Origin of the sequence: Streptomyces pyxinae (assembly GCF_024756275.1) — a bacterium.
Lineage (GTDB): Bacteria > Actinomycetota > Actinomycetes > Streptomycetales > Streptomycetaceae > Streptomyces > Streptomyces pyxinae.
This window is the reverse complement of sequence record NZ_JANUGQ010000033.1, coordinates 13,366-28,328: the sequence shown is the minus strand read 5'-3', so window position 1 is coordinate 28,328 and position 14,963 is coordinate 13,366. Positions and strand designations below refer to the sequence as shown.

7 protein-coding genes are annotated in these 14,963 nt (G+C 73.9%); all 7 read left to right on the top strand.

The genetic code is table 11. The annotated features are described in order from the left end of the window. The first annotated feature begins 587 nt into the window (after positions 1-587). A complete protein-coding gene (locus NX801_RS27185; RefSeq protein ID WP_258790593.1) occupies positions 588-2,984 on the top strand; it encodes a sodium-translocating pyrophosphatase in 2,397 nt (798 codons plus the stop codon). Between the two features lie 219 nt (positions 2,985-3,203). Next, positions 3,204-3,944 carry a small secreted protein gene (locus NX801_RS27180; RefSeq protein WP_258790592.1) on the top strand — a complete coding sequence of 247 codons (741 nt, stop codon included), beginning with the start codon at positions 3,204-3,206 and terminating at the stop codon, positions 3,942-3,944. A gap of 294 nt (positions 3,945-4,238) precedes the next feature. After that, positions 4,239-5,759: a class I SAM-dependent methyltransferase gene (locus tag NX801_RS27175; RefSeq protein ID WP_258790591.1), complete on the top strand. Its 1,521-nt coding sequence runs from the start codon at positions 4,239-4,241 to the stop codon at positions 5,757-5,759. Positions 5,760-6,017: 258 nt separating this feature from the next. Further along, positions 6,018-6,215 carry a hypothetical protein gene (locus NX801_RS27170; RefSeq protein WP_258790590.1) on the top strand — a complete coding sequence of 66 codons (198 nt, stop codon included), beginning with the start codon at positions 6,018-6,020 and terminating at the stop codon, positions 6,213-6,215. Positions 6,216-6,472: 257 nt separating this feature from the next. Further along, positions 6,473-9,376: a type I DNA topoisomerase gene (topA, locus tag NX801_RS27165; protein ID WP_258790589.1), complete on the top strand. Its 2,904-nt coding sequence runs from the start codon at positions 6,473-6,475 to the stop codon at positions 9,374-9,376. Positions 9,377-10,107: 731 nt separating this feature from the next. After that, positions 10,108-13,566 (top strand): dTMP kinase, encoded by a 3,459-nt coding sequence (gene tmk / locus NX801_RS27160; RefSeq protein WP_258790588.1) that lies wholly within the window; start codon positions 10,108-10,110, stop codon positions 13,564-13,566. A 105-nt stretch (positions 13,567-13,671) separates the two neighbouring features. Next, positions 13,672-14,877 carry a DNA polymerase III subunit delta' gene (locus NX801_RS27155; protein ID WP_258790587.1) on the top strand — a complete coding sequence of 402 codons (1,206 nt, stop codon included), beginning with the start codon at positions 13,672-13,674 and terminating at the stop codon, positions 14,875-14,877. Positions 14,878-14,963 lie beyond the last annotated feature (86 nt).

The window sequence follows — 14,963 nt, the reverse complement described above, 5'->3', positions numbered from 1 at the left end:
TAATCCAGACTGTTGTCCGGGAGCTCCCTGGACCGGCGGAATCCCCGCCGAGACCGGCGCGGACGCGTGCGGCTGCCCCGGTGCTCACGCGCGCTCGGGACCCCGGCGAGTCGACCGGGCCTCAAGGGTGAGCCACGAGCCGGTCCCCGGAGAGCCGCCGGGGGCTCGCGGAGGGCGTGGGCCCCGGCCGGCCCGTACACACACCGCCGTACGCCGATGCCCTTCGCGAACCCGGGCCCGTATCCCGCATCCCCGCACCCGTGCGCGTACACCGGACGACACGACGCGCACACCGGAAGCCTTCGAAGATCACCGGAAGGCTCCGTCGGCGGGGGTCTTCCGGTGTTTCCGGGCCATTCCCCATTCCCCCGTGATCCTTTTGCGGGCGCGGTGCGGGGTCGCCGTTCGATCATTCGTGACGGCGCACGCGCAGGTCGGTATTACTCCCAGCGGGTGAATGAAGTCCGTCGATCATTTGCCGTACGTCGAGTACCGGTCGATTCTGTTCTACGGCACTCTGTCTCGATCGGGTCATGCTCCCTACAATCCGTCCACATCTTGAGCTCTTCTGACGTCAAGGAGGACGAATGGCGGGGCTCGACTTCTCACGGCTGACCGAACAAACCGAACACTCCAGCTCGCTCGCCGCCGCGGTGCTCACCGGCGAGAACCGGATCATCGTGATCGTCATCGCCGGGGTGGCGCTGGCCGCCCTGGTCGTCGCCCAGCTGCTCGTACGGCAGGTGCTGGCCGCGGGCGAGGGCACCGCCTCCATGAAGAAGATCGCGGCCGCCGTCCAGGAGGGCGCCAACGCCTATCTGACGCGGCAGATGCGGACGCTCGGGATCTTCGCCGTCGTGGTGTTCTTCCTCCTTCTGCTGCTGCCCGCCGACAACGGGACACAGCGCTGGGGCCGCTCGCTCTTCTTTCTGGTGGGCGCGCTTTTCTCGGCGGTCACCGGATACCTCGGTATGCGTCTCGCCGTACGCAGCAATGTACGGGTGGCGGCGGCCGCCCGGGAGGCCACTCCGGCCGCCGGAGCGCCGGAAAGGGATCTCACCACCGTCGCCCATCGGGCCATGAAGATCGCTTTTCGCACCGGTGGCGTGGTCGGCATGTGCACGGTGGGGCTCGGCCTGCTCGGTGCCTCCTGCGTCGTGCTCGTCTACGCCGCGGACGCGCCCAAGGTGCTGGAGGGGTTCGGCCTCGGTGCCGCGCTCATCGCGATGTTCATGCGGGTCGGCGGCGGCATCTTCACCAAGGCCGCCGACGTCGGTGCCGACCTGGTGGGCAAGGTCGAGCAGGGCATCCCCGAGGACGACCCGCGCAACGCCGCCACCATCGCGGACAACGTCGGGGACAACGTGGGCGACTGCGCCGGCATGGCCGCCGACCTGTTCGAGTCCTATGCCGTGACCCTGGTCGCGGCGCTGATCCTGGGCAAGGCGGCCTTCGGGGATCTCGGTCTCGCCTTCCCGCTGATCGTCCCGGCGATCGGGGTGCTCACCGCGATGGCCGGAATCTTCGCGGTCGCCCCCCGCCGCTCCGACCGCAGCGGTATGACCGCCATCAACCGCGGCTTCTTCATCTCCGCCTTCATCTCGCTGGCCCTGGTGGCGGTCGCGGTCTTCCTCCACCTGCCCTCGTCCTACGCCGCCCTGGACGGCGTGACCGACCCGGCGATCCTGGCGCACGACGGCGACCCCCGGATCCTCGCCCTGGTCGCCGTGGCCATCGGCATCGTGCTCGCCGCGCTGATCCAGCAGCTCACCGGATACTTCACCGAAACCAGCCGCCGCCCCGTGCGGGACATCGGCACGTCCTCGCTGACCGGACCTGCCACCGTCGTCCTCGCGGGCATCTCCATCGGGCTGGAGTCCGCCGTCTACACGGCGCTGCTGATCGGACTCTCCGTCTACGGGACCTTCCTGCTCGGCGGCGCGTCGATCACCCTGGCCCTCTTCGCCGTCGCCCTGGCGGGAACGGGGCTGCTCACCACGGTGGGTGTGATCGTCGCCATGGACACCTTCGGACCGGTCTCCGACAACGCCCAGGGCATCGCGGAGATGTCCGGTGACGTGCAGGGAGCCGGGGCGCAGGTTCTCACCGACCTCGACGCCGTGGGCAACACCACCAAGGCGATCACCAAGGGCATCGCCATCGCCACGGCGGTGCTGGCGGCCGCCGCGCTCTTCGGCTCCTACCGGGACGCCATCGCCACCGCCGTCGTGGACGTGGGCGCCCGGGCCACCGAGACCAATCTGAGCATGGACATCTCCCAGCCCAACAACCTGGTGGGACTGGTGCTCGGGGCGGCCGTGGTCTTCCTCTTCTCCGGGCTCGCCATCAACGCCGTCTCACGCTCCGCGGGGGCCGTGGTCTTCGAGGTCCGGCGGCAGTTCCGCGACCACCCCGGGATCATGGACCACACCGAGAAGCCGGAGTACGGACGGGTCGTGGACATCTGCACCAAGGACGCGCTCCGGGAGCTCGCGACCCCGGGGCTGCTCGCCGTGATGGCCCCCATCGCGGTCGGGTTCACCTTCGGTGTCGGCGCTCTCGGCGCGTACCTCGCGGGCGCCATCGGCACCGGCACCCTGATGGCGGTCTTCCTCGCCAACTCCGGGGGCGCCTGGGACAACGCCAAGAAGCTGGTGGAGGACGGCCACCACGGCGGCAAGGGCAGCGAGGCGCACGCCGCGACCGTGATCGGGGACACCGTGGGCGATCCCTTCAAGGACACCGCGGGACCGGCGATCAACCCGCTGCTCAAGGTCATGAACCTGGTGGCGCTGCTCATCGCGCCCGCCGTCGTGCAGTTCAGCTACGGCGTGGACGCGAGCCCGGCCGTCCGTGCCGTGGTGGCGGTGTTCGCCGCCGTGGTGATCGTCGGCGCGGTGTACGTCTCCAAGCGCCGCCCCGTCGCGGTCGACGGCGGGGGCAGCACTCCGCGGCGGGCCCCGGGCCACGCCTCGGTGCCCTAGCCCCGGTTCCAGCCGGCGGGTCACCGGTGTGACTGGTGGTCATCGGGGAGGCGTGCGGGGCGTGCTGACGTCCCGTACGCCTCCGGAGTGCCCGGGGTGACCCGTCTCTCTCTTGGTGCAAATGGCTGCAATGACGTACATAGCGGTCGTACGGCATACGAGAGTCACCCGGGTGGCGTGTATGTTCCGGGGCCGAGAGCCTCGGAAGGGACCAAACCGGTGAACAAGAAGCTTGCGGCCGCACTGTCCGGCGGTGCGGTGCTGGTACTCGCGCTGTCGGGCTGCAGTGATGATGACGACGACAGCGGTGGGAAGGTGGACGCCTGGGCCAAGAAGGTCTGCGACCAGGCACGTCCGCAGATCCAGAAGCGGGCCGACGCCCAGCAGGCCATCATCTCGACCGCGGCGGACGGCCGCCCCGCCGACATCCAGTCGGCCGACTCCAAGGCGTTCCAGGACATCGCGGACGCCGACAAGGCGCTGGCCAAGGCCGTCCAGGACGCCGGCAGCCCGCCGGTCGACAACGGCGACTCCGTCCAGCAGGACGCGGTCAAGGAGCTCAACGCCACCGCCGCGGCGTACCAGGGGCTGAAGAAGCAGGTCGACGCGCTCGACCCGAAGAACCAGCAGAAGTTCGCGGACGGCCTCCAGGGGGTCGCGGACGGGCTGAAGAAGATCGAGAAGATGGACCAGGACGCGCTGTCGAAGCTGCAGTCCGGCCGGCTCGGCCAGGCCATGGCCAAGCAGCCCGGCTGCCAGAAGGCCCAGGCGTCGCCCTCCAGGACCGCCTCCGCCCCGTCGGCCAAGCCGGGTGCGAGTGCCTCGTCGTCCGCCTCCGCCCCGGCCGCGGGTCCGGCCTCCGCCTCCGCTTCCGCGAAGGCGTCCGCCTCGTCCGCCGGTTCGGCCAAGCCCTCGGCGCCGGTGAAGACGAGCGCCTCGGCCTCCGCCTCGGCCGACTGACGGCCGGCGGCGAGTGACGGGCGACCGCCGGCGGGTGGCCGATGGCCGGCGGCTGACGGCTGACGGCTGGCGGCTGGCGGCTGACGGCTGACGGCTGACGGACCGGCGGCCGCGGCCGACGAGCCGATGGGCTGACAGGCTGACAGGCCGCCGGGCCGGAGGTTGGCGAGCTGTGGGGGTGTTCACCGCCGGGTTGTCCACAGGCCGGCCGTCGTCCGGGTCCGGGCGGCCCGGTTTTCCACAGGAAGGCCGGGCCGCTCGTCTTCCCTCCGTGGTCGTGGTCACAATGAGCGGGTGAGTACGACCAGCCTTACCGCCAGCCTCCCGGTGCCCGCGCGCGCCGACCGCCTCCGCGCAGCCCTGCTCGCCGCCGACTTCACCGCCGACGGCCTGCTGGAGCGGCTCGGCGCCGCCGCCTACGCCGCCCTCGCCCGCGGCGAGACGGTGCCCGCCCTGCGCGCCACCCGGGGGGACGGCCCGCTCGACACGCTCGTCCGGCTCTTCCTGCTCCAGCGCCCGGTGGCGCCCGACCGGGCCCGCGCCGCCCTGCCGCTGGACGAGGCGCTCGCGGACGGATGGGTGACCGAGTGTCCGGGCGGGGAGGTCGCCGCCACCGTGGACATTCGCCCGTACGGCGGTCCCGAGGGCGAGGACTGGTTCGTCGTCTCCGACCTCGGCTGCTCGGTCGGCGGCGCCGGCGGGGCGAGCGGCCGGGCCGAGGGGGTGGTGCTGGGCGTCGGCGGAGCGTCCACCACGCTCGCCGGCCTCACCGTGCGCATGCCCGTCGCCGCCGCGCTGGACCTCGGGACCGGCTCCGGTATCCAGGCGCTGCACGCCGCACAGCAGGCCATCCGGGTGACGGCGACCGACCTCAACCCCCGGGCGCTGGAGTTCACCCGGCTCACGCTGGCGCTCTCCGGTGCCCCCGAGGCCGATCTGCGCGCCGGCTCGCTCTTCGCGCCGGTGGGGTCGGAGATGTACGACCTGATCGTCTCCAACCCGCCGTTCGTCATCTCGCCCGGTGCCCGCCTCACCTACCGGGACGGCGGCATGGGCGGGGACGACCTGTGCCGGACCCTGGTGCGGCAGGCGGGCGACCGGCTCAACGAAGGGGGGTACGCGCACTTTCTGGCCAACTGGCAGCACGTGGCGGACGAGGACTGGCAGGACCGGCTCCGTTCCTGGGTGCCGCCCGGCTGCGACGCCTGGATCGTCCAGCGCGAGGTGCAGGACGTCACCCAGTACGCCGAGCTGTGGCTGCGGGACGCCGGGGACCACCGCGACGACCCGGCACGGTACGCGGAGTTGTACGGAGCCTGGCTGGACGAGTTCGAGGCGCGGCGGACCAGGGCGGTCGGCTTCGGCTGGATCACCCTGCGCAAGTCGGGCGCGGCCGAGCCGTCGATCGTGACCGAGGAGTGGCCGCACCCGGTGGAGCAGCCGCTGGGCGAGACCGTACGAGCGCACTTCGCGCGCCAGGACTTCCTGCGCGCCCATGACGACGCGGCCCTGCTGGAGACGCACTTCCTGCTCGCCCCCGAGGTGGTGCAGGAGCAGGTGGGACTGCCGGGGGCGGAGGACCCGGAGCACGTGCTGCTCCGGCAGAACCGGGGCATGCGCCGGGCCACCAAGGTGGACGCGGTCGCCGCCGGCTTCGCCGGGGTCTGCGACGGGACGCTCAGCGCCGGACGGATCCTGGACGCGATCGCCCAGCTGATGGGGGAGGACCCGGTGCTGCTCCGGGACCGCACCCCCGAGGCCATCCGGCTGTTGGTGGCGGAGGGCTTCCTGGAGCCGCCCGCCGCGACCGGGTGAGGGGACCCGCGCGGGGCCGCACGGGATCGTACGGGCCGCGCGGGGTCCGTCGGACCGGCGGGGCCCGGGCCGCGGGTGTGCCGGAGGCGGACGGGGCCGCCGGCGCGGTGCGGGGGGCGGCCCCCGGCGGCGCCGGGCGGGTGAAACCGGGGGCGGCTCGCGTTCCGTTCACCCGCAATTCGCGCCGCCGATGTCCGGAGGTGTCAGCCTCCCCCTCGGGGACATCCGAAAGGTCCGAGGAGCGGAACGGGGTACGACATGGAGACGGGACCGGCCATCTTCGCCGGGCTGGCGTTCACACTGTTCGGTGCCGGGCTGCTGGTGTGGACGGGGGCACGCACCCTGCACCGGGTGCCGGTGGCCCTGGGCACCGCCCCGGCCGCGGCGGCCACCTTCGCCGTGACGCTGGGCGCGGCCTTCGTGATTCTCGGGGTGTGGTGCTTCGGCCGGATCTGAGCGTTCGCACCCCCCTTCCCCGGTACGCGGCGGAATGGGCGGCTCCGGTCAGGGCAGGGAGCTTCTGAGGAGTCCGGGCGGCAGGAATGCCAGGACTCGGGTTACCGTTCGAGTGGCCGTTGCGGGCTTTCGCCGTTTGACACGGCGGCGGGTTGTACCGTCACACTCCGCAGCGACAGCAGCGTCACGGCAGTGCGCGTGGTACGACCGACCGCTCCGCACCTGCCACCGAGCGTCGACCGGAGAGAAGAGCCAAGTTGTCCCCGACCAGCGAGACCGCACAGGGCGGCCGCCGACTCGTCATCGTCGAGTCGCCTGCCAAGGCGAAGACGATCAAGGGCTACCTCGGCCCCGGCTATGTCGTCGAGGCGAGCGTCGGGCACATCCGCGACCTCCCCAACGGCGCCGCCGAGGTGCCCGAGAAGTACACCGGTGAGGTGCGCCGCCTCGGGGTGGACGTCGAGCACGACTTCCAGCCCATCTACGTCGTCAACGCGGACAAGAAGGCCCAGGTCCGCAAGTTGAAGGAACAGCTCGCGGAGTCCGACGAGCTCTACCTCGCCACCGATGAGGACCGCGAGGGCGAGGCCATCGCCTGGCATCTGCTGGAGGTCCTGAAGCCCAAGGTCCCCGTCCACCGGATGGTCTTCCACGAGATCACCAAGGACGCGATCCGCGCCGCCGTCGCCAACCCGCGCCAGCTGAACCAGCGGATGGTCGACGCCCAGGAGACCCGCCGCATCCTCGACCGGCTGTACGGCTACGAGGTCTCGCCGGTGCTGTGGAAGAAGGTCATGCCCCGGCTGTCGGCCGGCCGGGTGCAGTCCGTCGCCACCCGGCTGGTGGTGGAGCGCGAGCGGGAGCGGATCGCCTTCCGCTCCGCCGAGTACTGGGACCTGACCGGCACCTTCGGTACCGGCCGGACCGGCGACGCCTCCGACCCGGCGAACCTGGTGGCCCGGCTGGCCTCGGTCGACGGCCGGCGGGTCGCCCAGGGCCGCGACTTCGGCCCGGACGGCCGGCTCAAGACCGGCCAGGTGCTCCACCTGGACGAGGCCAGCGCCCGCGCGCTGGCCGCCGCGCTCGCCGACACCGCGTTCGGCGTCCGCTCGGTCGAGTCCAAGCCGTACCGCCGCTCGCCCTACGCGCCGTTCCGCACCACCACGCTCCAGCAGGAGGCGAGCCGCAAGCTCGGCTTCGGGGCGAAGGCGACGATGCAGGTCGCGCAGAAGCTGTACGAGAACGGCTTCATCACCTATATGCGTACCGACTCCACGGTGCTCTCCGACACCGCCGTGGCGGCCGCCCGCTCGCAGGTCACGCAGCTCTACGGCGCCGACTACCTGCCGGCCGCGCCGCGCGTCTACGCGGGCAAGGTGAAGAACGCGCAGGAGGCGCACGAGGCCATCCGCCCGTCGGGCGACCGTTTCCGCACCCCCGCCGAGACCGGTCTCACCGGCGACCAGTTCAAGCTGTACGAGCTGATCTGGAAGCGGACCGTCGCCTCCCAGATGAAGGACGCCACCGGCAACTCGGTCACCGTGCGGATCGGCGGCCGGGCGAGCGACGGCCGGGACGCCGAGTTCACCGCGTCCGGCAAGACGATCACCTTCCACGGCTTCATGAAGGCGTATGTGGAGGGGGCCGACGACCCCAACGCCGAGCTCGACGACCGTGAGCGCCGGCTGCCGCAGGTCGCGGAGGGCGACGCGCTGACCGCCGAGGAGATCACCGCGGACGGGCACGCCACCAAGCCGCCCGCCCGCTACACCGAGGCCTCGCTCGTCAAGGAGCTGGAGGAGCGCGAGATCGGGCGCCCCTCGACGTACGCCTCGATCCTGGGCACCATCCTCGACCGCGGCTATGTCTTCAAGAAGGGCACGGCACTCGTGCCGTCCTTCCTCTCCTTCGCCGTGGTCAATCTGCTGGAGAAGCACTTCGGCCGGCTGGTCGACTACGACTTCACCGCGCGGATGGAGGACGACCTCGACCGGATCGCGCGCGGCGAGGCGCAGGCCGTGCCGTGGCTGAAGCGCTTCTACTTCGGCGAGGGCGACCCCGCCGCCGGTGCCGCCGCCGCGGCGGGCAACGGCGACGGCGACCACCTCGGCGGGCTGAAGGAACTGGTCACCGACCTGGGCGCGATCGACGCCCGGGAGATCTCCTCCTTCCCGGTGGGCAACGACATCGTGCTCCGGGTCGGCCGCTACGGCCCGTACGTCGAGCGCGGCGAGAAGGACGCGGAGGGCCACCAGCGCGCCGACGTCCCGGAGGACCTGGCGCCGGACGAGCTCTCGGTGGAGTACGCCGAGGAACTGCTGGCCAAGCCGAGCGGCGACTTCGAGCTGGGCACGGACCCGTCGACCGGGCACGCCATCGTCGCCAAGGACGGCCGGTACGGCCCGTATGTCACCGAGGTGCTGCCCGAGGGCACCCCGAAGACCGGCAAGAACGCGGTGAAGCCGCGCACCGCCTCGCTCTTCAAGACCATGAGCCTGGACACGGTCACCCTGGAGGACGCCCTGCGGCTGATGTCGCTGCCCCGGGTGGTGGGCGCCGACCCGGAGGGCGTGGAGATCACCGCGCAGAACGGCAGGTACGGCCCGTATCTGAAGAAGGGGACGGACTCCCGCTCGCTGACCGACGAGGAGCAGCTCTTCACCATCACGCTGGAGGAGGCGCTCGCGATCTACGCGCAGCCCAAGCAGCGGGGCCGGGCGGCCGCCAAGCCGCCGCTGAAGGAGCTGGGCACCGACCCGGTGAGCGAGCGTCCGGTGGTGGTCAAGGACGGCCGGTTCGGTCCGTACGTCACGGACGGCGAGACCAACGCGACACTGCGGACCGGCGACAGCGTGGAGACGATCACACCGGAGCGCGGGTACGAGCTGCTCGCGGAGAAGCGGGCGAAGGGCCCGGCCAAGAAGACCGCCAAGAAGGCGGCGAAGAAGGCCCCGGCCAAGAAGACCGCCACCGCGAAGAAGGCTCCGGCCAAGAAGACGGCCGCGAAAAAGACGGCGACGGCCAAGAAGAGCACCACGGCGGCCGCCAAGAAGACGGCGGCGAAGAAGACCACCACCGCCGCGTCGTCGGCGCGTGCCGCGTCCGCCGCCGGCTCGGGCACGGGTGCGGCCGCCGAGCAGCGGGGCGCGGGCGAGGAGTAGGCCCGGCCGGATGACCCCCGGGGCTTCCTTGGGGGGGCTCGGCCCGCGCTCGGATTTCCGGGCGTCGGTCCGGCCCGGTACCGGGCCCGCTTCCAGGCGGACCCGGGAGGTTCCGCGCGGCGCCGGGTGGTGCTCGCATCCGGTTGCGTGCCGCGTGCCGGGTGCCGGGTGCCGGGTGCCGGGCGGGGCCTGTGCCGGGCGGGGCCGGAGGGCTCCGGGTGGTGCTGGGCAGTGCCCGCATCCGGGCGCATGATCAGCCGGATGCCGGTGAAGGGTGGCTCGGCGCTGACGGCTCGACGCCGGGCGCCGGGCGGTGCGTCGCCGGGCGCCGGGCGACCGGGGCCCGGGGGCGGAGGCCCTGCGCCGGGTGACCGGGCCCAGGGGGCGGAGGCCGTGCGCCGGGCGACTGGCGGCCGGGTGCCGTGCGCCGATCGGCCGGGCGGTCGGCCGCTGTGCGCCGGAGCTGTCGTCGCCGTGTGTCCGGTGCCGGGCGGACCGTTCCTGTTCGTGCGCTGCCGACGGGTTGTTTCCGGGCGCCCCGGGTTGTTCCCGGGTCGCCCGGAAGCGGTCGCCGTGGTGGCCGCCGGCGCCGCCGGGCGCCGGCGGTCGTGGGGTCGGCGCCCGGCGGTGAGCGCCCGGCGGCCGGGGTGCCGGGCGCCGTGACGGCCCGGGCCGTGCACGTGTTCGGGCGGGGACGACTGGGTGTCGGCCCCGCCGGATAGGCTGAGGGGATGACGCGAGCCGAGCAGCCAACGGTCCTGAGCCCCACCTCGGACACCGACGCCGCCCTCGCCGCGGACTCCCGCGAGCGTGCCGTGCGGGCCCTGTTGCGCCAGCAGCCGTTGCGGCGATTGTGGAGCGCGCAACTCGTGGGCGGGATCGGTGACGCCCTCGCCCTGCTCGTCCTGGTGCTGCTCGCGCTCCAGGCGGCGGTCGCCGAGGACGCGTTCGGCGGCGGGTACCGGGGCGCGGCCTTCGCGGTCGCCGCGGTCTTCGGGGCGCGGGTGCTGGCCACGGTGCTCTTCGGAGCCGTACTGCTGGGGCCGCTGACCACCCTGACCACGCCCGGCGGGCCGCTGGACCGGCGCTGGACCATGGTCGCCGCCGACGGAGTGCGGGTGGCGCTGCTGGTCGTCGCCCCGCTGTGGCTCGACTGGACGCCGGGCCTGGCGCTCGCCTTCCTGCTGGGGACGGTGTTCCTGGCCGGCGTCGCCGAGCGGTTCTGGACGGTCGCCCGGGAGAGCGCCGCTCCCGCCCTGCTGCCCGCGCCGCCGCCGGAGGGCGCCGCGGTGCGCCCGCTGCCGGACCACCTGGACGCGCTGCGCCGCCTCTCCCTGCGCACGAGCTTCGCCACGATCCCCGGCGCCGCCGTCACGCTGCTGGTCGCCACCCTGATCGGCAACCTGCTCGGGACGGGCGTCGAGTGGTTCACGCTCCACCAGGCCGCCCTGGGCTCGTACGTCGCCGCGGGGCTCTTCGCCGCCTCCGTCTCGGTCCTCACCTCCCTGGAACTGCCCGGGCTCCCCGCGCCGCGCCCGCGCTCGCCGCTGGAGGGGCTGCGCCGGCCGGTGTCCGGGGGCGCGGCGGAGCGGGGCCGTACCGGAGCCGTACCGCTGCTGGTGCTCGCCTGCGCGGCGGTGGCCGGGGCGATCGCCTCCGCCGCCGCCGTCGCCGTGCTGCACGGCGGTGACCTGGGCGGCGGGCCGGTCGCGTACGCGCTCCTCGTCCTCGCCCTGACCGGCGGTACCGGGGCAGGCATCCGCACCGCCGGGGCCGTACTGCCCGCGCTCTCCCGCCGCCGGCTGCTCGCCCTGGCGCTGACCGCGACCGGGGCGGCGCTGCTCGCCATGGGCCTGGTGCCCGACCTGGCGACGGTGCTCTTCCTGGCGCTGGGCGCCGGGTACGCGGCCGGTGTCGCCGCCAACACCGGACACGTACTGATCGATCAGGAGACCGAGGAGCCCCGCCGGGCCCGGATCACCGAGCACCTCCAGGCGGTCGTCCGGGTCGCCGTGGCGCTCGGCGCCCTGGTCGCCCCGCTGCTCGCCGCCGCGATCGGGCCGCACCGTCTCTCCAGCGGCGACTTCGTCTTCGCCCACGGCGGCGCCGCCTTCACCCTGATGCTGGTCGGCGCCCTGCTGCTGCCGGTCGCCGCCCTGGTGCTGGCCAAGGCCGACGACCGCTCCGGGGTGCCGCTGCGCCGGGACCTGCTGGACGCGCTGCGCGGCGCCGACCCGGTGCAGGCACCCGCCGCCACCGGCTTCTTCATCGCCCTGGAGGGCGGTGACGGGGCCGGGAAGTCCACCCAGGTGGAGACGCTGGCCGAGTGGATCAGGGCCAAGGGCCACGAGGTGGTCGTCACCCGCGAGCCGGGGGCCACCCCCATGGGCAAGCGGCTCCGCTCGATCCTTCTGGACATCTCGTCGGCCGGGCTCTCCAACCGCGCGGAGGCGCTGCTGTACGCCGCCGATCGCGCCGAGCACGTCGACTCGCTGGTCCGGCCCGCGCTGGCGCGGGGCGCCGTGGTCATCTCGGACCGGTACATCGACTCGTCGGTGGCCTACCAGGGCGCCGGCCGGGACCTCTCCCCGACCGAGATCGCCCGCATCTCGCGCTGGGCGACCGGTGGGCTGGTCCCGCACCTCACGGTGCTGCTCGACGTCTCCCCGGAGACGGCCCGGGAGCGGTTCACCGAGGCGCCGGACCGGCTGGAGTCGGAGCCCGCGGAGTTCCACCGGCGGGTACGGGCCGGCTTCCTGGCCCTCGCGGCGGCGGACTCCTCCCGCTATCTGGTGGTCGACGCGGGCCGCCGGCCGGAGGAGGTGGCCACCGTCGTCCGCCATCGTCTCGACCAGCTGCTGCCGCTCTCCGAGGCCGAGATCAAGGCCCGTGAGGAGGCCCGCCGGGCGGCCGAGGAGGCGGCCCGGCGCAAGGCCGAGAAGGAGGCGGCCCGCAAGGCGGAGGAGGAGCGCCTGGAGCGGGAGCGCCAGGAGCAGCTCGCCCGGTTGCGGGCCGAGGAGGAGGAGCGCAAGCGCCGGGAGGAGGAAGAGGCCCGGCAGCGCGAGGCCGAACGGGAGGCCGAGCGGAAGGCGGAGGAGGAGCGCCGCCTTGCCGAGGAGGCCGCCCGCAAGGCGGAGGAGGAGCGCCGGCGCCGGGAGGCCGAGGAGAAGGCCCGCCGCGAGGAGCAGGAGCGGTTGCGCCTGCTGCACGAGGAGCAGGTCCGGATCCGGGAGGAGGCCGAGGCGCGCCGGCTGGAGAAGCAGCGGAAGGCCGAGGAGGCCCTGCTGCGCGCCGAGGAGGCGCGGCGCCAGGCGGAGGCGGCGGCAGCTGCTTCGGCCGCTGCGTCGGCCGCCGCCGAGGAGTCGGCCAGTGAGATCACCGTGCCGACTCCGGTGGTACGGCCGGAGGAGATCACCGTGCCCACCCCGGTCGTCCGGCCGGACGAGGTGACCGAGGAGGTGCCGGCGCCCCGCGTCGACATGCGCAAGGACGCCGGGGGCGAAGACCTCCGGGACGTGCGCGAGGACTCCGGGGACGTACGCGGTGCCGGGGACGTACGCGGTGACCGCCGGGACGCGGTGACCGAGGAGCTGCCCCAGCCTCGGGTCCGGATGCGCAAGGACGAGGTGACGGAGGAGCTTCCCCGCGTCCGGATGCGCAAGGACGAGCCGGGCGAACCGCACGCCCCGGCCGTGTCCGAGGACCGGGCCGCTCGCGGCTCCGCGGGCTCCGCCGCCGACGCCGCCGAGACGGCCGTGCTCCCGCCCGTCCGGGACACCGGCCCGGACGACGCCGCCGAGACGGCGGTGCTGCCCCCGGTCCGGCCGGACGGTCCGGCCCGGCCGGAAGGTCCGGGCGGTCCGATCGGGGAGGGCGGTCCGGCCCGGGAGAGCGCCGCGGACCGGGTGCCGCCGGGGTTCTTCCGGGACGAGGTGCCCGGTCGCGGCGGCCGTCCGGAGTCCGGCGGCGGTACGTCCTCCGGCGGTCGGCCGGGTTCATCCGCCGGTACGTCGTCCGGCGGACCGGAGGCCTCCGGAGGGACCGAGCGGACCCGGGAGCTGCCGCAGGTGGACGAGGAGGGCCGGCCGAAGCGCCGGTCCGACTGGGCGGAGGAGACCCCGCTCGACGATCTGCCGTCGCTGGCGGACGAGCTGCTCGGCCCGCACGACGACGAGGACCGCCGGCGCTGACCTGCCGTGGGGCAGGGGTTGTCGTACCCCTGCCCCACAATGTCCGTACGGGGGCTCACCCGCCCCCGGTCCGCTCCCGTCATGCCTCCGGAAGGGTGGTGCCCCGTGCCCGTATGGGACGACCTGGTCGGCCAGGACCGCGTCCAGGCGCAGCTGGCCGCCGCCGCCCGGGACGCGGACGCCTTCGTGACCGCCGTGGCCGGGGGCGCCCCGCCGCCCGAGGCGTCCAAGATGACCCATGCCTGGCTGTTCACCGGGCCGCCGGGCTCCGGACGGGCCACCGCCGCCCGGGCGTTCGCCGCCGCCCTGCAGTGCGTCAGTCCGGACCGGGCGCTCGGCGGGGAGCCCGGCTGCGGTTTCTGCGAGGGGTGCCACACCACCCTCGTCGGTACCCACGCCGATGTGGAGATCGTCCGCACCGATCTTCTCTCCATCGGCGTCAAGGAGACCCGCGAGCTGGTCCGGCGGGCCCAGCTCTCGCCGGCCGGCGGCCGCTGGCAGGTGATCGTCCTGGAGGACGCCGACCGGCTGACCGAGGGCGCGGGCAATGTGCTGCTGAAGGCCGTGGAGGAGCCCGCGCCGCGCACGGTCTGGCTGCTCTGCGCGCCGTCCCAGGAGGACGTGCTGCCCACCATTCGTTCCCGCTGCCGTCACCTCACCCTGCGGACGCCCCCGGTGGAGGCCGTGGCCGAGGTGCTCGTCCGCCGGGACGGGATCGAGCCTGCAGCCGCGGCGGTGGCGGCCCGGGCCACCCAGGGGCACATCGGCCGGGCCCGCCGGCTCGCCACGGACGAGCGCGCCCGGGCGCGGCGGGCCACCGTCCTGAAGCTCCCGCTGCGCGTCGCGGACATCGGCGGCTGCCTCAAGGCGGCCCAGGAGCTGATCGACGCGGCGGGGGAGGACGCGACCCAGGCGTCCGAGGAGCTGGATGCCAAGGAGACCGAGGACCTGCGAGCGGCGCTCGGCGCGGCCCAGGGCGGCCGGATGCCGCGTGGCACCGCGGGCGCCATGAAGGAGCTGGAGGACAAACAGAAGCGCCGCCGGACCCGGACCCAGCGCGACAGTCTGGACCTGGCGCTCAGCGACCTGACCGGGTTCTACCGCGATGTGCTGGCGCTTCAGCTCGGCACCCGTGCCGCGCTCGCCAACGAGGACGTCCGGGACGCCCTGGACCGGGTCGCCCGGGAGTCGGCGCCCGAGCGGACGCTGCGCCGGATCGAGGCGATCTTCGCCTGCCGCCAGGCGCTGGACCGCAATGTGGCGCCGCTGCTCGCGGTGGAGGCGATGACCATGGCCCTCCGCGCCAGCTGAGCCCCGGGGCCCGGCCGCCACCGGGCCGGAGCCGCGTGCCTGGGGCGCGAGCCGCCGTGGGCCACGGACCGTGAAGTGCCCCGCGC

What these genes read in the sequence shown, in the direction of transcription:
- NX801_RS27185 (WP_258790593.1), top strand. Translation starts at nt 588, where the DNA reads ATGGCGGGGCTCGACTTCTCACGGCTGACCGAACAAACCGAACACTCC.
- tmk (WP_258790588.1), top strand. Translation starts at nt 10,108, where the DNA reads ATGACGCGAGCCGAGCAGCCAACGGTCCTGAGCCCCACCTCGGACACC.
- NX801_RS27170 (WP_258790590.1), top strand. Translation starts at nt 6,018, where the DNA reads ATGGAGACGGGACCGGCCATCTTCGCCGGGCTGGCGTTCACACTGTTC.